The organism is Acinetobacter sp. 251-1, assembly GCF_030329305.1.
GTDB classification, from domain to species: Bacteria; Pseudomonadota; Gammaproteobacteria; order Pseudomonadales; family Moraxellaceae; genus Acinetobacter; species Acinetobacter piscicola_A.
Window position 1 is genome coordinate 1 of the sequence record NZ_JACANS010000030.1, and the last position, 23,396, is coordinate 23,396.

22 protein-coding genes are annotated in these 23,396 nt (G+C 38.4%); 13 read left to right on the forward strand and 9 right to left on the reverse strand.

The window, feature by feature from the left end:
• Window positions 1-31: 31 nt before the first annotated feature.
• Both HX129_RS16780 and HX129_RS16785 read right to left on the reverse strand, forming a co-directional pair.
• Window positions 32-679: a hypothetical protein gene (locus HX129_RS16780; protein WP_286436356.1), complete on the reverse strand. Its 648-nt coding sequence runs from the start codon at window positions 677-679 to the stop codon at window positions 32-34.
• A 48-nt stretch (window positions 680-727) separates the two neighbouring features.
• On the reverse strand, window positions 728-1,000 hold the full coding sequence (locus HX129_RS16785) for an Arc family DNA-binding protein (protein WP_286436357.1): 273 nt from the start codon (window positions 998-1,000) through the stop codon (window positions 728-730).
• 164 nt (window positions 1,001-1,164) lie between these two features.
• Here HX129_RS16785 and HX129_RS16790 point away from each other — a divergent pair, with 164 nt between their 5' ends.
• Window positions 1,165-2,022, forward strand: coding sequence for a BRO-N domain-containing protein (locus tag HX129_RS16790; RefSeq protein ID WP_286436358.1), 858 nt, complete (start codon window positions 1,165-1,167; stop codon window positions 2,020-2,022).
• Between the two features lie 222 nt (window positions 2,023-2,244).
• Complete coding sequence (locus HX129_RS16795) at window positions 2,245-2,838, forward strand: uracil-DNA glycosylase family protein (RefSeq protein WP_286436359.1); 594 nt, start codon at window positions 2,245-2,247, stop codon at window positions 2,836-2,838.
• An 87-nt stretch (window positions 2,839-2,925) separates the two neighbouring features.
• Here HX129_RS16795 and HX129_RS16800 read toward each other — a convergent pair whose 3' ends face one another.
• Window positions 2,926-4,320: an aspartate ammonia-lyase gene (locus HX129_RS16800; protein ID WP_130073555.1), complete on the reverse strand. Its 1,395-nt coding sequence runs from the start codon at window positions 4,318-4,320 to the stop codon at window positions 2,926-2,928.
• 127 nt (window positions 4,321-4,447) lie between these two features.
• On the opposite strand from HX129_RS16800, the gene HX129_RS16805 reads away from it, so the two are divergent.
• From HX129_RS16805 to HX129_RS16815, 3 genes are all read left to right on the forward strand, one after another.
• Window positions 4,448-5,320, forward strand: a complete 873-nt coding sequence (locus HX129_RS16805) for a LysR substrate-binding domain-containing protein (RefSeq protein WP_286433904.1) — start codon at window positions 4,448-4,450, stop codon at window positions 5,318-5,320.
• Between the two features lie 117 nt (window positions 5,321-5,437).
• Window positions 5,438-6,244: a hypothetical protein gene (locus tag HX129_RS16810; RefSeq protein ID WP_286433905.1), complete on the forward strand. Its 807-nt coding sequence runs from the start codon at window positions 5,438-5,440 to the stop codon at window positions 6,242-6,244.
• Window positions 6,245-6,582: 338 nt separating this feature from the next.
• A complete protein-coding gene (locus tag HX129_RS16815; RefSeq protein ID WP_286433906.1) occupies window positions 6,583-8,778 on the forward strand; it encodes an OsmC domain/YcaO domain-containing protein in 2,196 nt (731 codons plus the stop codon).
• Between the two features lie 79 nt (window positions 8,779-8,857).
• Here HX129_RS16815 and HX129_RS16820 read toward each other — a convergent pair whose 3' ends face one another.
• The 6 genes from HX129_RS16820 to paaZ all read right to left on the reverse strand — a co-directional run bounded on the left by HX129_RS16820 (window position 8,858) and on the right by paaZ (window position 16,276).
• A complete protein-coding gene (locus HX129_RS16820) occupies window positions 8,858-9,148 on the reverse strand; it encodes a hypothetical protein (protein ID WP_130073559.1) in 291 nt (96 codons plus the stop codon).
• Window positions 9,149-9,470: 322 nt separating this feature from the next.
• Window positions 9,471-10,712: an OprD family outer membrane porin gene (locus tag HX129_RS16825; RefSeq protein WP_180045199.1), complete on the reverse strand. Its 1,242-nt coding sequence runs from the start codon at window positions 10,710-10,712 to the stop codon at window positions 9,471-9,473.
• A gap of 20 nt (window positions 10,713-10,732) precedes the next feature.
• Window positions 10,733-12,103 carry an MFS transporter gene (locus HX129_RS16830; RefSeq protein ID WP_130073561.1) on the reverse strand — a complete coding sequence of 457 codons (1,371 nt, stop codon included), beginning with the start codon at window positions 12,101-12,103 and terminating at the stop codon, window positions 10,733-10,735.
• A 513-nt stretch (window positions 12,104-12,616) separates the two neighbouring features.
• Window positions 12,617-13,270, reverse strand: coding sequence for a 3-oxoacid CoA-transferase subunit B (locus HX129_RS16835; protein WP_130073562.1), 654 nt, complete (start codon window positions 13,268-13,270; stop codon window positions 12,617-12,619).
• An 11-nt stretch (window positions 13,271-13,281) separates the two neighbouring features.
• Window positions 13,282-13,983, reverse strand: coding sequence for a CoA transferase subunit A (locus HX129_RS16840; protein WP_286433908.1), 702 nt, complete (start codon window positions 13,981-13,983; stop codon window positions 13,282-13,284).
• Window positions 13,984-14,161: 178 nt separating this feature from the next.
• Window positions 14,162-16,276 (reverse strand): phenylacetic acid degradation bifunctional protein PaaZ, encoded by a 2,115-nt coding sequence (gene paaZ / locus HX129_RS16845; RefSeq protein ID WP_286433909.1) that lies wholly within the window; start codon window positions 16,274-16,276, stop codon window positions 14,162-14,164.
• A gap of 260 nt (window positions 16,277-16,536) precedes the next feature.
• Here paaZ and paaA point away from each other — a divergent pair, with 260 nt between their 5' ends.
• Genes paaA through HX129_RS16885 form a run of 8 tightly spaced genes read left to right on the forward strand, consistent with a single transcriptional unit; the run spans window position 16,537 to window position 23,396 of the window.
• Window positions 16,537-17,478, forward strand: a complete 942-nt coding sequence (gene paaA, locus HX129_RS16850) for a 1,2-phenylacetyl-CoA epoxidase subunit PaaA (RefSeq protein WP_130073565.1) — start codon at window positions 16,537-16,539, stop codon at window positions 17,476-17,478.
• Between the two features lie 56 nt (window positions 17,479-17,534).
• The gene (gene paaB / locus HX129_RS16855) at window positions 17,535-17,825 is read left to right on the forward strand and encodes a 1,2-phenylacetyl-CoA epoxidase subunit PaaB (RefSeq protein ID WP_068975398.1); all 291 of its coding nucleotides are present in this window, start codon (window positions 17,535-17,537) and stop codon (window positions 17,823-17,825) included.
• 11 nt (window positions 17,826-17,836) lie between these two features.
• On the forward strand, window positions 17,837-18,592 hold the full coding sequence (paaC, locus tag HX129_RS16860) for a 1,2-phenylacetyl-CoA epoxidase subunit PaaC (RefSeq protein ID WP_286433910.1): 756 nt from the start codon (window positions 17,837-17,839) through the stop codon (window positions 18,590-18,592).
• Between the two features lie 27 nt (window positions 18,593-18,619).
• A complete protein-coding gene (gene paaD / locus HX129_RS16865) occupies window positions 18,620-19,120 on the forward strand; it encodes a 1,2-phenylacetyl-CoA epoxidase subunit PaaD (RefSeq protein ID WP_180045194.1) in 501 nt (166 codons plus the stop codon).
• A 40-nt stretch (window positions 19,121-19,160) separates the two neighbouring features.
• Window positions 19,161-20,219 (forward strand): 1,2-phenylacetyl-CoA epoxidase subunit PaaE, encoded by a 1,059-nt coding sequence (gene paaE, locus HX129_RS16870; RefSeq protein WP_130073568.1) that lies wholly within the window; start codon window positions 19,161-19,163, stop codon window positions 20,217-20,219.
• 44 nt (window positions 20,220-20,263) lie between these two features.
• Window positions 20,264-21,034: an enoyl-CoA hydratase-related protein gene (locus HX129_RS16875; protein WP_286433911.1), complete on the forward strand. Its 771-nt coding sequence runs from the start codon at window positions 20,264-20,266 to the stop codon at window positions 21,032-21,034.
• On the forward strand, window positions 21,034-21,825 hold the full coding sequence (paaG, locus tag HX129_RS16880) for a 2-(1,2-epoxy-1,2-dihydrophenyl)acetyl-CoA isomerase PaaG (RefSeq protein WP_180045193.1): 792 nt from the start codon (window positions 21,034-21,036) through the stop codon (window positions 21,823-21,825). Before HX129_RS16875 ends, paaG begins: the two co-directional genes overlap by 1 nt.
• 2 nt (window positions 21,826-21,827) lie before the next feature.
• Window positions 21,828-23,396: a 3-hydroxyacyl-CoA dehydrogenase gene (locus HX129_RS16885; RefSeq protein ID WP_286433912.1), complete on the forward strand. Its 1,569-nt coding sequence runs from the start codon at window positions 21,828-21,830 to the stop codon at window positions 23,394-23,396.

Here is a 23,396-nt window from a genome sequence, read left to right on the forward strand (position 1 = left end):
CCACTTACCCAAGTTACGCCTTAAATTTGGATCAATTAGGGGCGCTTTGCATTTCAAATCTTTGTGCAACAAAGCCCATTGGTGGATAAAAGTTAGTAGTATCAGTATAATTTTCTAAGGCACCGCTAAAATCTGAAAAATATTGAAATATAAAGCCATGCTCATCTGGAGCACTTTTATTCCATATTTCTTGTATAAAGAAAGACGATACTTTAACAAGCTTTTCCAGTGTAATACTTTCGTCACCTGAACCATGAACAAATAAGTTTCTTGTTTTTCTTAAGTCTTCGAACCCATCTTTTAATTGAGTATTCTCTGTAGTAGCATAAATTACACTATATAATTTAAGTAAGTCTTCAAATCCATGCATATAAAAATCATTAAATTTCATTTTTTTCCATTGCAAATTTGATAATTTCTCAATTAGAAGCAGTGGTGATTTAAGAGCGATTTTATACTTTAGATAGTTTTCTATTGATGAAAAAATTAAAAGTGACATGTTTCCAATTTTAATTTTATTTTCTTCAATAAATGTGTCTTCATCAAAATCGTTTTCGCCACTAAATAAAATTAAAGGATCATGATCATCAATGAATGGAATAAATATATTGAATGCTTCATATAGAAATTCAGCACTATTTAATAGGAAAACTTCGGGCTCTGGAATGTTTTCAATCATTGCATTTACTCATTTGTAAATTTTAAAATTTATTAAGCTAACTTAGATTTAATCACTTTTTTTTGAGGACGCTTTCGCGTGAGCAACTTCTTCACGAGTTAGACTCAATGAGTTTTCCCCGAGCTTTTTCATAACGATAGCTAATAGTTTCTCTAAAGGAACACTTTCCAAATCCCCAAATTTCTGTTCAAAGCTATTTTCAAGACGAGCAACAATATCCGCATTCATAGAGCGGTTGTGTTCTTTTGCTGATTCAACGATCTTATCTTTAAGATCTTGAGTCATACGCATTTTGTATTCAACATCTGAGTTTCTAGCCATAACTCTGTGCTCAAATAAATTTCATTCATAATAATATCCCCAATGGGGATTGACAAGTAGAAATTAAAATCTTAAATTAAATACATCCCCAACGGGGATATGAAAAACCCCATTCCTCGACCAAGATTCATGGGGCTTATGTCTAAACCATTGGAGATATAGACATGATTAGTCTAACACTAAGTTTTAATGAAGTGAAATTTAACCCAGTTCAACATGATCAGCAGATTTGGCTTACAGCAAGTGAGCTTGCGAAAGCACTTGGGTATGAAAAATCAAATGCAGTTACTCAAATCTATGAGCGCAATAAAGATGAGTTTACTTCTGATATGACAACAACCCTTAAATTGAGTGTCGTTAACTCAAACTATCCTGTCGAGAACCTCAAATTGAGGTTCTCGAAGAAAGATGAAAATTTAGAAAAAACTATTCGTATTTTCTCACTTCGTGGTTGCCACCTTATTACTTTCTTTGCCCGAACTAAAGTTGCCAAAGAGTTCCGCAAATGGGTACTTGACGTACTAGAAAAAGAAGTCATGCAGCAGCAAATCGATACTCGAGTAAAAATCAATGCAGAGCAGCAAGCTGAGCTCAAAGAAATCGTAGACCGACGTGCTCAAGGCGAACGCAGACTTCATGCAGAAATGTGGGCACGTCACAACAGACACTTCCGCATCACACGCTATAGCGATCTGCTTGCCATTCATTTTCAAGACGCAGTGAATTACCTAGAAACTCTAGAGATCAAGACAAAAGGGGAGATTCAGATAGATGACAATCAATCTATAGAAACACTGTGTATACATGCCAAGCTATTTCAAGCATGGTGGAAAACACACAGTCCGACATTGGGCAAATTAAATCCAACCCTTGAGTCAATGTTACATGACAATATGTTTTATATGACGACTGCCATAAAAGATCTATGTAAAAAATATGATTTAAAGTTGCCAGATTATGACTATGAACATATGTTTGAGCTGAATAAGTTACCGCATCAAAGGTACTTATTATTGAAGTAAAAATAGACCGCCTTAAGGCGGTTTTTTTTATGATTTTATTTTAATAAAGCACTGTCATTTAAGCTAATGAAATCAATCTTTATAAAAAGCATTTTGTGAAAATATTGTGAAAATTTTGTGAATGACAAAATTCAGGATCATTTTTAAAAAATAAAAACCGATGTTTATGCACTAAAAGTGCTATGATTTAAGCCATAAATATCAATTTTTGAATTTACTTAAATGTCTGATTTGATTATAGAAACACATCCTTTAGAACCTTTTTTACCTAAAAATGCCAAGCTTTTGATGTTAGGGAGTTTTCCACCACCAAAAGTGCGTTGGAAAATGGATTTTTATTATCCGAATTATCAAAATGATATGTGGCGGATTTTTGGTTTAATTTTTTTTCAGGACAAAAACTACTTTTTAGATTTAGCTAATAAAAATTTCAAAGAACAAAAAATACGTGATTTTTTAAGCAAAAAGGGCATTGCAATTTTTGACACGGCGTATCAGGTCATCCGTTTACAAGGGAATGCTTCAGATAAATTTTTGCAGATCGAAACGCCAACCAATTTAAAATTATTGTTAGATCAGATGCCTGAATGTAGCAACATCATGACCACAGGTGATAAAGCCACAGATACTCTGATGCTGTCCATGCCTGAAGGCACGGAAAAACCACAAATTGGTCAGGCGGTACACACGATTTTTGATCAACGACATGTCACTTTATATCGTATGCCGTCATCCTCTCGAGCTTATCCTTTGGCTTTAGATCTGAAAGCAGCAGCATATCGAAATTTATTTCAACAAATCGGGCTGTTGGAGTAGATGAAAACATAGAGATTTAGATCTTCAACGCAGAGTAAAAAAGTAAATGTCCTGACATTTCCTTTTTGTTGACTGAATTGTTGATGTTTAGAAATTGACTAAATTTTTAATTGAAAAAATATCATCTAAAGATTGTTTACTCAGGAGTTTTTCATCTTCAATAATTGTAAAAATACTTTTACCTGTTTCATTGGCAGCTTTAGCAATGCGAGTGGTGGTTTCATAGCCCAAGTATGGATTCAGCGCGGTAATAATACCGATGGAATTATCCACGAAATTTTTACATTGTGATGCATTCGCCGTCACGCTATCAATACAATAATTTTTAAACATTTTGACGGTTTTTTCTAACAGATCAATAGATTCAAATAATTTGAGTGCAATTAACGGTTCCATCGCATTGAGTTGCAGTTGTCCTGACTCTGCTGCAAGGGTAATGGCTAAATCATTGGCAATAATTTGATAACATGCGATATTCACGGCTTCAGGAATAACAGGATTCACTTTACCCGGCATAATTGAACTGCCCGGTTGACGAGGCTCCAAATTAATTTCGTTGATACCCGTGCGTGGCCCACTTGAAAGCAAACGTAAATCATTGGCAATTTTTGACAATTTGGTTGCTGTACGTTTGAGTAAGCCTGACAGTAGAACAAAATCACCCATATCAGAACTTGCTTCGATTAAGTGTGGTGCAGTCATCATGGGACGTTGGGTGATATTCGACAATGCTGCAAGTGCTTCTTTCTTATATTGTTCAGAAGCATTAATTCCTGTACCAATCGCAGTGCCGCCAAGATTTACATAGCAGAGGGTTTCAGATGAAATATCGATGATTTTATCAATGTCTTTCTTTAAAGTGACTGAAAAACCTGAAAATTCCTGTCCGAGTGTCATCGGTACAGCATCTTGTAATTGGGTGCGTCCCATTTTAACCACATTTGCAAACTCAATCCCTTTTTGCGCTAGACTTTCTACTAAGGCATTGAAAGGTTGTGTTAATTTTTCCAAGCTTAACAACAACCCAAGTTTAATTGCGGTTGGATAGACGTCATTGGTCGACTGTGACATATTGACATCGTTATTTGGATGCAAATATTGGTATTCACCTTTTGCATGACCCATAAACTCTAAAGCAATATTTGCAATGACTTCATTAGCATTCATATTGGTCGAAGTCCCTGCACCCCCTTGTAACATGTCAATTTGAAATTGATCTTGGTATTTGTCTTGTATTAATTCATTGCATGCAAATTGAATTGCTTTTCGCTTATTTTCAGGGAGTAATTCGGTACGATAGTTGGCTTCTGCACATGCCGATTTTACCATGGCAAGTGCTTTGATAAATAAAGGAAAGTGATATAGTTTTGTTGCACTTAAATTAAAATTTTCGAGTGCTCTTAATGTTTGTACGCCATAATAGGCTTGCGCAGGAATTTCTTTTTGACCAAGTAAATCTGATTCTAAACGATGCTGAGACATGAAGATTGTCCAATGAAGATTTAATAAAAGCATAAAATTAAAAAATCAGCCTGACCAATGCAAAAAATGAAAAATGTATGCATTTTTTGCATACAATGAAGGTGTTTTAACCAAAGGAAAACGTAAAATGAGTTTAGATATTCGATGGATTGAAGATATTTTGGCACTGGATACAATGAAGTCGATTTCTAAAGCGGCAGAAATTCGTTTTGTCACGCAGTCGGCATTTACACGAAGAATCCAGCAAATTGAAATGGATTTAGGGCAAGAAATTCTGATAAGAAACGGCAAAAATATTGAATTTAATGAAGTTGGACAAGTGCTTTTATCCACGGCGAAAAATATCAAAGATCAACTCGATCTGACTTTAGGCTTGCTGAATAAACTCAATACACAAGATAAAATTATTAAATTTTCGGTATCTCATTCATTAATGTCGAATTATTTCTCACAAGTTGTGAAATTTTTACCCGAAAAATTAAAGGATTTTCATCTTGAAATCATTACCAATAACGTAGGTGAAGGATTAAAAAATTTAAAGGAGGGAGGCTGTCATTTTTTAATTTGTTATGCAGATGCCACCTTATTAAATGCTTTGGATGACAGTTTAATTAGCCATTGTAAATTAGGGGAAATGGATATTATTCCTGTATGTACGGTAGAACAAAATTATGATTTTGAGAAAGATAAGCACATCCCATTATTGATGTATGGCGCTAAAGCTTATTTAAGGAAATATGTAGATCAGATTGTTCATGCCTTGGATTATAAAATTTTATATGAAACTGATAATGCATTAGATTTAAAAGAATTGGTTCTACAGGGCTTAGGAGTGGCTTGGCTGCCTAAAAATGTGGTGAATAATGAAATTAAGCAAAATAAATTAAAAATAGTGGGTAATGCATCTTATTATTCAAGACAAGAAATTCACATTTTAAAAAGTAAAATCAATGCCAATCCCAACTTGCAATTGGTGTGGGAGAGTTTGACGCAACATTAAACAGATCAGTGGAAAAATTGCATCTGTTATAGGAAATTAGCCGAAATTTGTCTATAGATGAAAGATTATAGGCTTTTTATACTATAACAGTGCAAAATGAATACATTGGAATTATGTATGTTTAAAACAGAAATACTTCAGCAAATCAGCGAAGTTTTTACCGGTGAAATCTGCTTTAAAACGATTTTAGACCAACAAGATTTCACTCAAGATCGTCTTGAGGCTCAATTATTGCATGCGGCTCAACTTAGAAATCAACAACCTTCTCATTTTAATGCAATTATTCAAAGTGCGATTCATCCTTTCAGTCATGATATTGCCTATTTATTTGCACCTTTTATTTTGTCCAATTTAAATCTAAAAACGCTTTATACCACCCCGAAAACCCCAACGGTATTGACGGTTTTTAATTCATATTTCAATACCAGTGAGATGCAACTGGCACAGCATACTGAAATTTTAAAAGATTTAAATTTTTCCATTCAATTGAGTCATGTAGCGCAAAATGAGGCTGAATTTTTATATCAATATTTACTCGCTGCGTTATGTAATGAAAAAATCAATCATATTTTTATCATTTCAGATGTTCAGCCCAATTTAACTCAATTAAAAACTTTAGAAATACAACTGGGGGTTAGAATTTTTACACTGGCTAAAGTCACTAAAAAATTAGACATTGCAGTGTTAGATATGCGTAAATTATTATTTAAAAACAAAGATACGCAATATATGCAACTGTGTGCAGATTTTGCAGAAATAAATGCTCAAATTTTAGTTCCTTTGATGACGTTAACGCAGCATCAGGTACAACATTTGATTGATGATATGTTTTATTCAGAGCATATTTTTGAAAAATTATCTGTCTATAGCGAATATATGAGCACCTGTATTTTTAATGCTCAGCAATTGGCTCGGGTATCATGATAAGCAGACAAGGAAGAACGATAGAATGTCTTTTTTTGATCGTTCTATCACTTTTCAACTCGCTTTGTTGGTTTTGCCTGCTCAGTAATCGATCTGATAGGGGGAAGCATAAATTTTATAAAATTTAAGCAAAATGATACGGAATTACAGACAAACATTATCAACTGCTTAAAATCCCTTTATAATAGTGCCCATTCTTTTTGAGTGATGGAAAGAAATATTTCAATTTCATTCATTCGCTCATTTTTCTATTTTTAGTCAATTGCTAAAATTCGACTGATTTAAATATTTTGCAATTTATGTGCTTGTAAATACACATAAAAGCTTTAGGTGCTCACATGGAAATCAAAGTCAATTATCTCGACAATCTTCGACAAGAGGCGAAGTTTGATGACTTCACGGTGATTGCCGATCAGCCGATTCGTTATAAAGGCGATGGTTCTGCACCAGGACCGTTTGATTATTTCCTTGCATCTTCGGCTTTATGTGCAGCGTATTTTGTAAAAGTGTATTGTGCAGCACGTGACATTCCCACTGATAATATTCGCTTGTCGCAAAATAATATTGTTGATCCTGAAAATCGTTATAAGCAAATTTTTAAAATTCAGGTGGAATTGCCTGCCGATATTTCAGACAAAGACCGTCAGGGTATTTTACGTTCCATTGACCGTTGTACCGTCAAAAAAGTGATTCAGACGGGTCCAGAGTTTGTGATTGAAGAAGTGGAAAGCATTGATGCAGATGCTCAAGCTTTGCTCATGCCAGACCTCGCCAAAGAAAGTACCACTTTTATTGCGGGCAAAGACTTACCTTTAGAAGAAACCATTGCCAATATGTCAGCAATTTTGGCGGGTTTAGGCATGAAAATTGAGATTTCTTCATGGCGCAATATTGTCCCAAATGTATGGTCTTTGCATATCCGTGATGCACAATCGCCGATGTGTTTTACCAATGGTAAAGGCTCCACCAAAGAAAGTGCCTTGGCATCAGCTTTAGGCGAGTTTATTGAGCGTTTAAACTGTAATTTCTTCTATAACGATCAGTTTTGGGGAGAAGACATTGCCAATGCTGCATTTGTACATTATCCAGATGAAAAGTGGTTCCAACCGGGGCCAAATGGTGAATTACCGACTGAAATCTTAGATGACTATACCCGTGAAATTTATGACCCTGAAAATGAGTTATTAGGTACACATTTATATGACACTAACTCAGGCAATAAAGCCCGTGGTATTTGTTCATTGCCCTTTGTACGTCAGTCAGATGGTGAAACAGTCTACTTCCCATCGAATTTGATTGAAAATTTGTATCTTTCTAATGGTATGAGTGCAGGCAATACTTTGGCTGAAGCACAAGTACAATGTTTGTCTGAAATTTTTGAGCGTGCCGTGAAACGTGACATTATTGCAGGTGAAATCGCATTACCTGATGTTCCTGAAGACGTTTTAGCGAAATATCCGCGTATTGTTGAAGGCATTAAGGGTTTAGAAGAGCAAGGTTTCCCTGTTTTAGTCAAAGATGCTTCACTTGGTGGAAAATATCCTGTGATGTGCGTCACTTTGATGAATCCACGTACTGGGGGTGTTTTTGCCTCTTTTGGTGCACATCCAAAACTTGAAGTTGCATTGGAACGTAGCTTAACAGAGTTGCTACAAGGACGTAGTTTTGAGGGTTTAAATGACTTACCAAAACCGACATTTAGCAGCAATGCAGTGACTGAACCTAATAATTTTGTTGAACATTTTATTGATTCAAGCGGTGTGGTGTCTTGGAAATTCTTTAGTGCACATTCAGATTATGAGTTTGTGGAATGGGATTTTACCGGCAAAGGTGATAATGAAGCCGAGGCTGCAATTTTGTTCAAAATTTTAGAAGATATGGGTAAAGATGCTTATATGGCAGTGTATCAGCACCTTGGTGCAACAGCTTGTCGCATATTAGTACCTGATTATTCTGAAATTTATTTGGTTGAAGATTTAATTTGGGACAACACCAACAAAGCCTTAGACTTCCGTGAAGATATTTTAAATATTCACCGTTTAGATGAAGAACAGCTTGAAGCTTTGGTGGAACGTTTAGAAGAAGTTGAAGTTGATGACTATACCGATATTGTGACCTTGATCGGGATTGAGTTTGATGACAATACCGTGTGGGGACAATTGACCGTTTTAGAACTTAAACTTCTAATTTATATTGCATTGCAAGAATTTGAAGCAGCTAAAGATTTGGTGGAACAATTCTTACAATACAATACCAATACGGTAGAGCGTGGTTTGTTCTATCAATGTATGAATGTGGTCTTAGAAGTTGAGCTTGATGATGAGCTTGATCTTAATGATTATGAACACAATTTCCGCCGTATGTTTGGGGATGAACGGATGGATGCAGTGATTGGTTCAATGGATGGCAGTATTCGTTTTTACGGATTAACTGAAACCAATATGCAACTTGAAGGTTTAGATCGTCATTTGCGTTTAATTGAAAGTTATAAAAAACTACACGCAGCACGTGCAAAATTTGTTGCCGCTTCTTAAAAATTAGTAGCGATTTATCTGTAAATAAAACGTCCTATGGGGCGTTTTATTTTTGTAATTTGAGCATCAAATGTTTCGCTTAAATCGGAAATCGTTCAGTCGTCGTGATATGACTCATCATTTTAAAAATAAAACTGCTTGAGGCTAAATCCTGTTCAATACAATATTGCTCAACCCAATCATAATAATCTTCAGGTAAATCAGAAGAAACGCCTCGTTCCCAATAATTATTTCCATAAAAAAGAAACATTATCCAATGATATTCATAATCATGGGAAATCATTGCAGCTCCTAACGCTCCACGAATAGGCTGTTGGCAAACATTTGATTCAGCGACGATTTTGTGCTTCTTGTAGGTTTTTTTGCGCATATTTCGCAATGGTTGCTTCTACAATTCTGACCTATGTATAAAAGTTGAAAATGATTTTTTCATTTCACCATTAAAAACCAAGTTATCTTTAATTTCTTGCTGCACTATTTTCCTTATCTTTGTTTTAATTAAATATTTTAAGTATAGAGAATTTTATTCCTGTTTTGAATGGATTAGACATTATCATGAAAAATAGCTAAGTGTACGGTCATAAAAATGTGGAAAATAATTATGGAAAAAATTGAGTGAATTTATTTGAGTTTGGATGTTATGAGTAACCGAATCACATTCTCTATTGACTCAGTTACTCATATATGTGAACTTAAAACTTATATTGATAGTTAATAAAGAAACGATTTTCCATAAAGTCATTGCCATGATCTTGATCATATTTAGCAAATAGATGCTGTATAGAAAGACCTTTTAACTTGGGGGTTTGAAAGTTGTAACTTGTAAATAAGTTAAATTCAGATTCTTCATTTTTCTGCCCATTGGCCATTTTGATATCGCGTCCTGAGGCGTATTTCGCAGTACTTATTAACCCTGGAATATAGTCTTTAAAGTCATAACTATAAATAAAATGCCAGGATTTTTCATTTTTCTTGAAAAAACCTGTAACATTCCAGTTAATAAAATACAGTTCGGGCAAAAAACCATCAGGTAACGGATAGGCATCACCAATAATTTGTTGATAACCCACGCTAACACTATGATTATTTAACTTAACTGTTTCTAATAGCCCAATATTCTGACTGTCAATATTCAAAGCACTGTTATTGTCCTGTGAATTAAAATAGCGCAATTTAGAATGTAGTGCGATATTTTTCGCAATCGGATACTGATATTCGATACCTAAATAATGTTTGTCATACAAATTATCCAAATGCCCATAGTAGTAATTCACATTCAAATCTCTATTTGCATCATAAACTAAGTTGATATAATCCAAACCATCTGAATAGTGTTTTACACCATTCTGCGTATAGGAAAATTTATAAAAATCTTCTTGGTTGCGTGGTGAGTTTTTCGTAACACGCCCAAGCTCAACTTTTAATTTATCCATTACGGGAAATTTTAAATTTGCACCCAAATAAGAAGTTAAAAGTTGGCGACTTGTGTCGACTGTAGTCATGGGAAGATTGAGCCATAGCTCACCCACTCGTAGTTCTGCCTGATCATATTTAAGCTTTAGCGTTCCGCCATATTTCAAATAATCATCTGCTTGTTCTTTTTTGATAGGATCAAAAGGCAATACGGTATCATCAACATGTTTGTCACTGCTGAGGCGTACAGCATATTGCACTGAACCATCCACCCCGATTTGAATAGGCTGATCTAAAATTTGTAACGGTGTATCATGAAATTTTGAATTGTAAAATAATGAGATACCTTGTGACCAACTGCCTGTGTCTTTGATATTTCCCTGATCAAAATTGCGGTCAATATAGGCATTTTTCAAGGTGATTTTCCATTCATCTTCGGCATGCAATTGCTGCATCAAGGCACAAGTGTTGATGAGGATGAGTGCTGAAAAAAGTGTTGAGAATGAGCGTTTTGTTAACATAAGACATCCTTGACTTAAGTTTATTTCCAAATAAAAGGAGATTGTTTTTGAATATCTTCAGCATCAGGCTCTAAAGCTATTCCCGAGCGGTCTTTGAAAATACAAATGGCAAGGAAGGCGATCACCGACATCACTGTTAAATAGGCACTGACCAAATAAATTCCATTTACTTTACCAATCAATGCGGCTGCAATGAGTGGTGCAAATGCGCCACCGATGATTGAACCAATGGCATAAGTAATCGAAATCCCTGAGAAACGGATGGAAGCAGGGAATAGCTCTGAGTAGAAAACCGCTTGTACACCATAAGTCATCCCAATTCCCATGGATAACAATGTCAAGCCCAGCATGATCAAACCGTAACTGCCTGTGCTGATCAGAGGAAATAAGGTAAGAGCAGTAATGACTTGAATGACTGAACCGATGATATAAATTGGTTTTCGTCCAAATTTGTCCGAAAGTACCGCAGATAACCACGTGAAAAATGTCCAGATCACGGCTGAAATACTCACCAAACCTAAAATGGTTGGGCGGTCTAAGTTTAAACCTTTGGGATTGGTGGTGAAGCTTTGAATAAAACCACCCGCCGTCATATAGCCCAGTGCAGTCGTGCCTGCAATCAGTAAAGCTGAGCTGAAAATGACTTTTTTGTATTGAGCAAATAATTCACGGATCGGTTTTTGGGTAGTGCCTTTTTGCTTTAATTCCTCAAAAATAGGGCTTTCTTCAACTGAACGACGAATCCAATACCCCAAAGCAAACAGAAAAATGCTCAGTAAAAAGGGGATGCGCCAGCCCCAAGCCATAAACTCTTCACCCGGTGAGACATAGCCTGTCATCACCACCAGTACCAATGATGCAAGTAATAAACCTAGTGGTACACCAAGCTGTGGAAATGCACTAAATAGTCCTCGTTTTTCAGTTGGTGCATGTTCAACCGCCATTAATACCGCACCTCCCCATTCACCACCTGCGGAAATGCCTTGTAAGATCCGCAGTAAAATTAACATGATCGGGGCAGCGATGCCGATGTGATCATAAGTGGGTAATAAGCCTATCAAGGTAGTGGTACCGCCCATCATAATCAAAGTAATGGCAAGTACCGTTTTACGCCCAAATTTATCGCCAAAATAACCTGCGATAAATGCGCCAAAAGGACGAAAAATAAAACTAATTCCCACCGATGCAAACACTAAAAGTGTGGCAAATATGGGACCTGCGGGTTTAAAGAACAGTTGATTAAAGACTAAGCCTGCGACTGCGGCATAAATAAAATAGTCATACCATTCGATGGTAGTGCCAACAATGGTCGCCATCGCAATTTTTCGGGTACGTGACGCATGGGGCTGTTCAAGCGTCGGGTTGTGCAGTTCTACGTGAGAATGTTCCATAGCATTTCCTTTTTTTGTACTGTGCGAGTGGTTTCAATCTATTTTTTAGTTTTTTGATTGAACCCAAGTCCTTATCGCCATGATTCGTCATGAATCAAGTGATTTAATTATGCTGAATATTTTTAAAAAAGATACACTATAAATAATATTTATTTTAAACAGTATCTTTTATTTAAATTTTAAGAACTTTGTTTTATAGATATTTTTTAATAAATAAAACAATATATATAGATACTTATTGATTTTTATTAAGTGAAAATTTTCATTTATTAAAAATGTTATGATTTAAAAATAAATATAAATATTTAAATATGTATCATATATTTTTATTTTAACCACAAAAAATCCCCAGATAAAAGAACTTTATCTGGGAGAAGAAGAATGAGAGTGTATTTTATATACATCACATGAAATGTATGCTGAAAGTCAAATCATGGTGATTTTGTTAAGCATAAGGCGTTAGATCCTGATTCCTTTGTCTATGACTATTCAGTAATATAAATAATCACGTCATTATGCAGCATCTTCAGCAATTTCTGCATGTATTAAAGTGGTTCCTGTGGCTTGAATGACCGCTTCAAGGCTGATGTCAGGGGCGAGTTCAACGATATGTACAGTATTTTCAATAATATCGAATACACCATAATTGCTGATGATGCGACTGACCACACCTTGTCCTGTTAAGGGGAGTGTGCATTGCTCCAATATTTTGGCTTCGCCATGTTTATTGCAATGCTGCATCATCACTACAATTTTCTTAGCACCTGCGACCAAGTCCATGGCACCACCCATACCTTTGACTTTTTGCCCCGGAATCATCCAATTGGCAATATCACCATTTTTGGAAACCTGCATTGCGCCCAAAATCGCGACATCGACATGACCGCCACGGATCATGGCAAATGAGTCTGAACTTGAAAAAAATGATGCACCTGATTTGGTGGTGACGGTTTGTTTACCTGCATTGATCAAATCGGCATCCACTTCATGTTCTAGTGGAAATTCACCAATGCCCAATAAACCATTTTCTGATTGCAGCCAAATATGTAATTCAGGGTCAATATAATTTGCCACCAATGTGGGTAAACCGATGCCTAAATTGACATAATCACCATCGTTTAACTCTTGTGCAGCACGTTGTGCCATCTGTTCTTGTGTCCAAGCCATGAGCGTCTCCCTTATGCCGCACTTTTAACGGTTCGAATTTCAATATGTTTGGATGGATTCGGATTGACGACAATACGATCCACATAAATACCGGGCAGGTGAATGTCATCCGGATCTAATTCACCAATTTCAACAAGTTCTTCCACTTCTACAATGGTGAGTTTGGCGGCCATGGCACAGTCGGGGTTAATATTGCGGGCTGTTTTGCGGAAGACCAAATTGCCTGCTTTGTCGGCTTTATAGGCTTTAACTAAGGCTAGGTCAGCATTTAAAGCCTCTTCAAGTAGGTAGTTTTGTCCTTTAAAATTACGCACTTCTTTGCCGTCTTGCACCGCCGTTCCCACGCCTGTTTTGGTATAAAAAGCGGGGATTCCTGCACCTGCAGCACGAAGTTTTTCAGCCAGCGTCCCTTGTGGGGTGAGTTCAACTTCAAGCTCGCCCGCTAAGTATTGGCGTTCAAATTCTTTATTGCCACCAATATAGGACGAAATCATTTTTTTAACCTGACGTGATTCAAGTAATAAACTTAAGCCGATACCATCAATGCCAGCATTATTACTGATACAAGTCAGTTGTTGGGCATTGGAGTCACGTAAGGTTTGAATAAGTAACTCAGGAATGCCACATAAACCGAAACCACCGACAGCAATCAGCATATTGTCCTGAACAATATCAAACAGTGCTGCCTGACTATTTGGATAGACTTTATTCATTTTAAAATCCTTGTGTGATGCTCCAAAATCCATATTTGGAAGGGTATATTTTTATCCATATGACTCTGAATTCAATATTTTAAAATCTCCCCACTTGCACAGCGGAACACGCCTCCTTTTTAAAAGCTGAGGAACATGTTCGGCAAGAGGGGGATTAAAAACATGAAATCACATAACTTTAGTCACGATTAACGAGTGTTAAAATATCGTAAGTTGCGACCAATTCATTGCGTTGGTTTTTGACTTTAATGTCCCAGACCACCACACCATGCGGTTTTTGTTCAGGATCACGCAAGGGTTTAGGTGTTTTTTGCTTACAGGTCAGTTCGACTTGAATGGTGTCACCAATTTTTACAGGTTCAACAAAGCGTAAATTGTCCATACCATAGTTGGCAATGACAGGTCCCGGAGCTGCATCGACAAATAAACCTGCTGCTGCCGAAACGATAAAGTAGCCATGTGCAACCCGATCACCAAAGAGTGAGTCTGCTGCTGCAATTTTATCCATATGGGCGTAGAAATGATCACCACTTAAGCAGGCAAAATTGACAATATCTGCTTCAGTCACCGTACGGCGAGCCGTCAACAGGCGTTCACCCACACGCAACTCATCAAATGATTTTTTAAATGGATGTACACGATCTTCGAATACGTCTGAGCCAATGGTCCAACTGTGTCCAATTTGAGTCATTGCATTCGGTGAGCCTTGAATTGCAGTACGTTGCATATAATGTTTCACTGCACGTAAACCGCCCAATTCTTCGCCGCCGCCAGCACGACCCGGACCACCATGTACAAGGAGTGGAAGTGGTGAACCATGACCTGTACTTTCTTTAGCATTTTCAGCATCAAGTACATGTACACGACCATGCCAAGGTGCGATTTTCGCAATGATGTGTTCAACATTTTCATCCGTATTACGTACAACTGAAGCTACCAAGCTGCCTTCACCTTTAGCCACCAATTGCGCCAATTCTGTCAGGTCACTATAAGGCATTAAGGTGACCACAGGGCCAAATGCTTCAACTTGGTGAATGGCTTGAGCGGTATTGGGTGATTTACACACCAAAACCGTTGGTGGATAAAACGCACCTTTTTCAGGGTGTTCCGCAACAATATTAAAGTCTTGGCGTAAATGGCTACCAAAAACAATGTCAGCGTCTTGGCTTAATTGTTCAACCTTTTCAGCCACATCATGTTTTTGTTTAAGACTTGCTAATGCACCCATCGTCACATTTTCAAGTTCAGGGTTTCCGACCACGACTTTTTGTAGTTTGGCAATCAGGCGACTTTGTACGGTATCCAATAAATTTTCAGGCACAAAGGCACGGCGAATTGCGGTACATTTTTGACCAGCTTTGGTGGTCATTTCACGGAAAACTTCACGTACAAACAGGTCAATGGTTTCATCATTGGCATGTTGCGTCAAAATTGCACTATTGACTGAATCTGCTTCCATGCTGAATGGAATTGAATATTGATTTAAATGTGGATGCGCACGTAATTTTTGCCCTGTAGCGGCTGAGCCTGTAAAAGTGACGGTATCTTGTGCATTTAAATGTTCAAACAAATCATAAGTCTGACCACAAATGAGTTGTAAAGCACCCTCAGGTAGGAAACCACTTGCCAAAATATCAGCAACCACTGCATGGGTCATTTCTGCACCTTCGGTGGCAGGTTTAACAATACATGGAACACCTGCCAAAAGGGTCGGTGCAATTTTTTCCAGCATGCCCCAAATTGGGAAATTAAAGGCATCAATATGTACTGCAACACCTGCTTTGGGGGTCAGAATATGCTTTGCACCAAAGCTGCCATGCTTAGACAATGGAATCCATGCATCTTCAACCCATGCGGTTTCATCGCTCAGTTCACGACGGACTAAACTTGAGTAGGCAAATAGGGTGCCAATGCCGCCTTCTATATCAATCCAAGCGTCTTTGCGGGTACAGCCTGTTGCTTTGGCAAGCTCATAATAATTTTCTTTGCGTTCAAGTAGATACTGTGCAACTTGCTTTAAGGCATGGGCACGTTCATGAAACGTCATCTGAGCAATTGCAGAACCTTTGCTTTTTGCAAATTCGACAATGGCTTTGTTGTCAATGCCTTGGCTACTGACTTGATAAATTGCATCACCTGTAATGGCATGATGAACGATACGGAAATCTTGCTGTGCAATAAAGCTTTGACCACAGACCAAAGAACTTAATTTTTTCAGCTGAGATGTTGGTGTAGAAACAGTGTCATCTGTCGTGTGCTCGGTTGGATTTGATCCTGCATCTAGCTCAAGCATGGCTAACTCCTTTTATGATACGTGTTGCATAATTTTTTAATTTTGATGATTCATAATTTGTTCTTTTATTTTTAAATTGTCAAATATTTTTCCAATAAAATGCTGCAACAACAAATAATTAAAAATAAATAATATTAAAATACAATATCTTAAGTTGTTTTAATTAAAAATTAAATATGATACAAATAAAATAGTATTGATTTTTTACACGTATCGTTTTAACTTAAGATGCATAAGCACTTGGGATAAGTGAGGACACAATGAAAAATTATCAGCAAGATTTTGATCAAGCCATGGAAAAGGATATTTCAATTGAACCTAAAGATTGGATGCCTGATGCTTACCGTAAAACTTTAATTCGCCAAATTGGACAACATGCACATTCAGAAGTGATTGGTATGTTGCCTGAAGGGAATTGGATTACCCGTGCACCAAGTTTAAAACGTAAAGCGGTATTGTTGGCTAAAGTGCAAGATGAGGCAGGACATGCACTGTACTTATATAGTGCGGCAGAAACCTTGGGTGCAGATCGTGACGACATGATGGATAAACTCATCGCAGGTCGTATGAAATATTCGTCTATTTTTAACTATCCAACTTTAACTTGGGCTGATGTTGCCGCAATAGGCTGGTTGGTCGATGGTGCAGCAATTGTCAATCAGGTGGCGTTATGTCGTACTTCTTATGGTCCTTATGCCCGTGCCATGGTACGTGTTTGTAAAGAAGAAAGTTTCCATCAACGTCAAGGTTTTGAAGCGATGATGCAACTTGCAAATGGCACACCTGAACAAAAACAGATGGCGCAAGACGCAGTTAATCGTTTTTGGTGGCCTGCGCAAATGATGTTTGGTCCAAGTGATGATAATTCACCAAACAGTGCACAAAGCATGCAATGGAAAATTAAATTATTTAGCAACGATGCCTTACGTCAAAAATTCGTAGATAACACTGTGCCACAAGTACACATGTTGGGTTTGACTGTGCCTGATCCTGACTTACGTTTTAATGAAGAAACAGGACATTACGAGTCAGGAGCAATCAATTGGGCGGAATTCAATGACATCCTTGCAGGCAAAGGTCCATGTAACCACGAGCGTATTGAGGCACGTCGTAAAGCGTGGGAAGGCGGTAAATGGGTGCGTGATTCAGCTGCGGTATATGCACAAAAACAGCATGTAGAAGAAGCTGCAAAAGTCGCTTAATTCACAGCATATTAGATTAGTTCATTATCGTTTTAAATTTCAGGAAGGATTCTCTCATGAACAATAAAAACAACTGGTCATTATTTGAAGTCTTTGTACGAAGTAAACAAGGTTTAAGTCATCGTCATGTGGGCAGCTTACGTGCCCCTGATGCGGAAATTGCTTTGCAAAATGCCCGTGATGTATATACCCGTCGTAATGAAGGTATCAGCATTTGGGTGGTGAAATCTGAACTAATTACCTGTTCACAACCTGAGGAAAAAGAAGAATTTTTCGATCCTGCTTTGGATAAGGTCTATCGTCATCCGACCTTTTACCATATCCCTGATGGCATTGAGCATATGTAAGGAGTAAGCAGATGAATCATTCCGTATTTTCTCAGTATCTTTTGCATTTGGCAGACAGCCAACTGATTTTATCGCACCGTTTGTCTGAGTGGTGTGGTCATGCACCTGAATTAGAACTTGATATTGCACTTGCCAATATTGGTCTGGATTTATTGGGTCAGGCTCGTACTTTACTGAGCCTTGCTGGTGAAGTGGAAGGACTTGGACGTGATGAAGACCAATTGGCATTTTTTCGTACTGAACGTGAATATCGCAATTTATTGTTGTGTGAACAGCCGAACGGTGACTTTGCACAAACCATCGTACGCCAATGGTTGATGGATCATTATCACCATTTACTCTTCGGCGCTTTGACCAATAGCAACCATGCAGAATTACGTGCCTTTGCTGTTAAGTCTTTACGTGAAGTGAAATATCACTTGCGTTTTTCAACAGCTTGGATGGCGCGTTTAAGTTTGGGTACAGCCGAAGCGCATGACAGAACTCAAAATGGTTTAAATGAATTATGGCGTTTTACTGAAGAACTTTTTGATTTAAGTGCAGATGAACAACAATTGGTGAAAGCGGGTGTGATTCCCAATATCACCTTGTTAAAAGCCGAGTGGCAAAATGTGGTGAATGCTGAGGCTGCACATTATGGCTTGATCATTCCTGAACTGGGTGCGTATCGCCGTGGTGCAAAACAAGGTTTACATACCGAACATTTGGGCTATGTTTTGGCTGAAATGCAATATATGCAACGCAGTTATCCAAATATGAATTGGTAATTTGAGTCAGAACAAGGAGCGAGTTCCATGAATTTAATTCGACAATGTACTGATCAATGTTGGGATATATTGGCACAAATTTCCGATCCTGAAATCCCGGTATTGTCTGTGGTGGATCTGGGCATGATTCGTGGTGTGGAATTGAATCAGAACAATGAACTTGTGGTTCGCCTGACACCGACCTATAGCGGATGCCCTGCAACAGATGTGTTAAAAGCTGAGATTGAACAGGCATTTATCCAACATGATTTAACGCCTGTCAATGTCGTGGTGGATTTATCTGAGGCATGGACAACCGATTGGATGAGCCAAAACGGCAAAGAAAAATTGAAAAAATACGGTATCGCACCACCCAAAGGTGAAGCGCATAGCTGTGGTACACATGTCGCATTGACTGATGGCATCGAATGTCCGCATTGCCACAGTGTACAGACCAAATTATTAAGTGAATTTAGTTCGACTGCATGTAAAGCCTTATATCAATGCAAAGACTGCTTAGAACCATTTGACTATTTTAAATGTATTTAATCACGCATTTTTAGAGTCAAACAGAAAGAGGGATTTTCAAATGAGTCAATTTATACCATTAACCATAAAATCAATTACGCCTCAAACTGAGCAGGCCATTTGTATTGCATTTGATGTCAGTCCTGAGCTACAAGCTGATTTTCAATATCAGCCAGGGCAGCATTTAACCATTCGTCATTTAACTGAGGCAGGTGAAATTCGCCGTTGTTACTCAATTTGCAGTGACCGCAATGAAGACATGAGTATTGCCATTAAAAAAATAGATCAAGGGCAATTTTCAACCTGGGCAAATGAGCATTTAAAAGCAGGCGATCAGCTTGAAGTGATGCCACCACAAGGCGTATTTTTCCAAAAAGCAGCCAAAGTCGGTGGAAAAAATTATCTTGGTTTTGCGGCAGGCAGTGGTATTACCCCAATTTTATCCATTGTGAAAACGGTGTTGTTACAACAACCAGATGCGAATTTCACGCTAATTTATGGCAACCGTTCATGGAAACAAACCATGTTTGCAGAGCAAATTATGGATTTGAAAGACCGTTTTCAGTCACGTTTTCAATTGGTGAATATTTTCTCACGTGAAATGAATGACAGTGCTTTGTTTAATGGTCGTATTGATGCTGAAAAATTGCAGTTGTTATTTAAAGCCGATCTGATCAATGCGGACTTTGATCACTGTTTTGCTTGTGGTCCTGACGAGATGATGGATGCAATTGAAACTGTATTGCCTGAACTTGGGATCGGACGTCATAAAATTCACACTGAACGTTTTAATACGGGTTCAAGCAAGAAAGCTTCGGCAGAGCAGATCGAAAGCCGTAACGAAGAAAAGGTCAATATTGTGCTAGATGGTCGTGAGTTGATCATTGAAGTGTCAAAAGAAGATGACAGTATTTTGGATGCAGCATTACGTGCAGGTGCAGATTTACCCTATGCATGTAAAGGCGGTGTTTGCGCCACTTGTAAATGTAAGGTTTTACAAGGTCAGGTTGAGATGGCAATTAACTACAGCTTAGAGCCTGAAGAAGTTGAAAAAGGTTATGTTTTAAGTTGTCAGGCACGTCCAACAACACCCAATGTACGTTTAAGTTTTGACGAGTAATTTTTAAATACCAATAGAAATACAAGCAAACTTGGAGCGCTGAGATGGAATTCTTAAAAAGCCAACAGATCAAATCGGGCGTGATGCTGATTGAACTAAATCGCCCTGAAAAGCGTAATGCGTTAAATAATGCCACATTACAAGAATTAGTGACTTTACTGAAACACATCGATGCAGATATCAGTATTAAAACCGTGGTGATTACGGGCAATGAACAGTGTTTTGCGGCGGGTGCGGATTTAAATGAACTTGCAGCTTTGGATGTGGTGTCGATTCAACAAGATCAACGTCCATTGTTATGGAAACAAATTGATGAGTTTTCCAAACCGATCATTGTGGCGGTCAATGGTTTTGCTTTTGGCGCAGGTTTTGAGTTGGCTTTGCATGGTGACATCGTGCTTACAGGTGAAAATGCACAATTTGCCTTACCTGAAATTGGTTTGGGCATGTTGCCAGGTGCAGGTGGAACACAGCGTTTAGCCCGTTTGGTTGGACAGCAACTGACCATGCGCTGGGCAATGACCGGGGAACGCATTTCAGCGCAAACTGCTTTGCAACACGGCATTAGCAGTCAAATTTTTCCCACCCCGTTGACTGTGCAATATGCGATTGAACTTGCAGAAAAAATTGCCAAGCAGGCACCGCTTGCCATCCGAGTGATTAAACAATCTTTGAAATCCATTCATGAAGTAACTTTAAGCCAAGGCTTGAAGCAAGAACGTCAGCATTTTGTCTGGCTTGCAGCGACTCAAGATCGTCAAGAAGGCATCAATGCATTTTTAGAAAAAAGACAACCAAAATTTAGAGGTGTGTAATGGATTACCAAACAATTCTTGCAGAAGAAAAAAATGCAGTCGGTTATTTAACGTTTAACCGCCCAAAACAACTGAATAGCTTTAATGAAAGCATGCATCAGGAAGTTTCACAGACTTTAAAAGCATGGGCAAAAGATCCAAACATTCGTGCCGTGGTGATTTCAGCAGAAGGTCGTGGTTTTTGTGCAGGGCAGGATTTGGGGGATCGTGTGGTCGACCCTAATGCCGATGCACCTGACTTGGGTTTATCGATTGAAAAATATTATAACCCCTTGATTAAACTGATTACTGAAATGCCAAAACCTGTCATTTGTGCGGTGAATGGTGTTGCAGCAGGTGCAGGTGCCAATATCGCCTTGGCATGTGATGTGGTGATTGCCGCACAATCTGCTTCTTTTATTCAGGCATTTTGTCGCTTAGGCTTGGTGCCTGACTCTGGTGGCACATGGTTCTTGCCTCGCTTGGTAGGGCGTGCTCAAGCCATGGGGCTTGCCATGTTGGGCGATAAAATCCCTGCTGAAAAAGCGGTGCAATTGGGCATGATTTGGCAATGTGTTGCAGATGATCAATTAAAAGCTGAAGCTGCAAAAATGGCGGAACATCTAGCAACTCAACCGACCTATGGTTTGTCATTGATCAAAAAAGCCATCAATGCCGCAGCAGGCAATAATTTAGATGAGCAACTGCTTTTAGAACGTGATTTACAACGTTTGGCAGGGCGTTCAAGTGACTATAAAGAAGGTGTACAAGCATTTATGCAAAAACGTACTCCTGAATTTAGAGGATGCTGATCATGCAAAGACTGAATTTACAGCAAGCAAGAGTCGCTGTGATTGGTGCAGGGACAATGGGCATGGGGATTGCCCAACTTGCAGCCATGCATGGTCACGACACCTATGTTTTTGATTTGGATGTTGAAAAATCCAATGCTGCATGTGCGCAACTAAAAACACAGCTCGAAAAACGGGTGCAGCTAGGTAAAATGACCCAAGCGCTTGTGGATGCAACACTTGCCAATATTCACATTGTTGCAGATTTACAGCAGTTATCAAATGCAGACTTAATTGTTGAAGCGGTGGTAGAAAAGAAAGAAGTCAAACAAAGTTTATTTCAACAACTTGCTGAAATTTGTTCGGAACATACTATTTTTGCTTCAAATACCTCTTCAATTTCAATCACAGCAATTGCCTCCGTGATTCCACATCCTGAGCGCGTGGTTGGGCTACACTTTTTTAACCCTGCACCTGTGATGAAATTAGTGGAAATCATTCGGGGTTTAAAAACCTCGGAACAGGTTGCACAGGCATTATTTGAGTTGATGCACGCATGGAAAAAAGTCCCTGTGAATGCAAAATCCACGCCAGGTTTTATTGTGAACCGTGTTGCACGTCCTTATTATGCTGAAGCATTTCGGGCATTACAGGAAAATGTCACCACGCCTGAACAGCTGGATTTTATCCTGCGCGAATGTGGTCACTTTGCCATGGGGCCATGTGAACTTACCGATTTAATTGGACAGGATGTCAACTTTTCTGTGACACAAAGTGTCTATCAGGAATTCTTTTATGAGCCACGCTATCGTCCATCGTTGATCCAGAAAGAATTGGTTGATGCAGGCTGTTATGGTCGTAAAAGCGGACAAGGTTTTTATGACTATCGCCAAGCGCAACGAAGTCCTGAATATATTTTGCCTGCATTACAACCTGAACTCAGCACGAGCTTTAAAGTGCAAATTTCAGGACAATGGTTACACGATACAGGACTGATTCAACGACTCAAAAATACTTCAAGTGTCAATTCTGTGCAGATCCAATCAGAAATAGACAAAATTTTGATTGATGACATAGCGGTGATGTTGATGCAAGGTCAATCTGTAGACATTGATCATAGCCATGAAAAAGTGGTGTTGATGGATTGGCATGCAGATTGGGCGACTGCCAAAGCAGTGGTTTTAAGTGCTTCGTCATTATGTACACGTTCCGATTGTGACAAGGTTAGTCAATTATTTGCAGCATTGGGTGTGAGCAGTATTTGGGTGAAAGATCATCCTGCATTATTTGTCATGCGTAGTATTGCCATGTTGGTCAATGAAGGCTGTGAAGCGGTATTACATGGTATTGCTACAGAGCAAGACATTGATGCAGCAATGAAATACGGTGTGAATTATCCGCAAGGTCCATTTCAGTGGGCAGCACAAATCGGAACGACCCAGATTTTAACCACGCTTGAAAATCTATACCGTCTTTATGGCGAAGAACGTTATCGTCCAAGCTTGTATTTACGTCAAAAAGTCGCGCTTGAATCTGTGAAAAATGCACAGCATATGGCAACACAAGCACACACACTGAAACAGGCAGGCTAA

Coding starts and splice junctions, on each gene's coding strand:
- paaG (WP_180045193.1), top strand. CDS start 21,034: ATGGATTACCAAACAATTCTTGCAGAAGAAAAAAATGCAGTCGGTTAT.
- HX129_RS16785 (WP_286436357.1), bottom strand. CDS start 1,000: ATGGCTAGAAACTCAGATGTTGAATACAAAATGCGTATGACTCAAGAT.
- HX129_RS16840 (WP_286433908.1), bottom strand. CDS start 13,983: ATGAATAAAGTCTATCCAAATAGTCAGGCAGCACTGTTTGATATTGTT.
- HX129_RS16805 (WP_286433904.1), top strand. CDS start 4,448: ATGAGTTTAGATATTCGATGGATTGAAGATATTTTGGCACTGGATACA.
- paaA (WP_130073565.1), top strand. CDS start 16,537: ATGAAAAATTATCAGCAAGATTTTGATCAAGCCATGGAAAAGGATATT.
- paaZ (WP_286433909.1), bottom strand. CDS start 16,276: ATGCTTGAGCTAGATGCAGGATCAAATCCAACCGAGCACACGACAGAT.
- HX129_RS16875 (WP_286433911.1), top strand. CDS start 20,264: ATGGAATTCTTAAAAAGCCAACAGATCAAATCGGGCGTGATGCTGATT.
- paaE (WP_130073568.1), top strand. CDS start 19,161: ATGAGTCAATTTATACCATTAACCATAAAATCAATTACGCCTCAAACT.
- HX129_RS16800 (WP_130073555.1), bottom strand. CDS start 4,320: ATGTCTCAGCATCGTTTAGAATCAGATTTACTTGGTCAAAAAGAAATT.
- paaB (WP_068975398.1), top strand. CDS start 17,535: ATGAACAATAAAAACAACTGGTCATTATTTGAAGTCTTTGTACGAAGT.
- paaD (WP_180045194.1), top strand. CDS start 18,620: ATGAATTTAATTCGACAATGTACTGATCAATGTTGGGATATATTGGCA.
- HX129_RS16885 (WP_286433912.1), top strand. CDS start 21,828: ATGCAAAGACTGAATTTACAGCAAGCAAGAGTCGCTGTGATTGGTGCA.
- HX129_RS16790 (WP_286436358.1), top strand. CDS start 1,165: ATGATTAGTCTAACACTAAGTTTTAATGAAGTGAAATTTAACCCAGTT.
- HX129_RS16795 (WP_286436359.1), top strand. CDS start 2,245: ATGTCTGATTTGATTATAGAAACACATCCTTTAGAACCTTTTTTACCT.
- HX129_RS16835 (WP_130073562.1), bottom strand. CDS start 13,270: ATGGCTTGGACACAAGAACAGATGGCACAACGTGCTGCACAAGAGTTA.
- HX129_RS16815 (WP_286433906.1), top strand. CDS start 6,583: ATGGAAATCAAAGTCAATTATCTCGACAATCTTCGACAAGAGGCGAAG.
- HX129_RS16825 (WP_180045199.1), bottom strand. CDS start 10,712: ATGTTAACAAAACGCTCATTCTCAACACTTTTTTCAGCACTCATCCTC.
- paaC (WP_286433910.1), top strand. CDS start 17,837: ATGAATCATTCCGTATTTTCTCAGTATCTTTTGCATTTGGCAGACAGC.
- HX129_RS16810 (WP_286433905.1), top strand. CDS start 5,438: ATGTTTAAAACAGAAATACTTCAGCAAATCAGCGAAGTTTTTACCGGT.
- HX129_RS16830 (WP_130073561.1), bottom strand. CDS start 12,103: ATGGAACATTCTCACGTAGAACTGCACAACCCGACGCTTGAACAGCCC.
- HX129_RS16820 (WP_130073559.1), bottom strand. CDS start 9,148: ATGCGCAAAAAAACCTACAAGAAGCACAAAATCGTCGCTGAATCAAAT.
- HX129_RS16780 (WP_286436356.1), bottom strand. CDS start 679: ATGATTGAAAACATTCCAGAGCCCGAAGTTTTCCTATTAAATAGTGCT.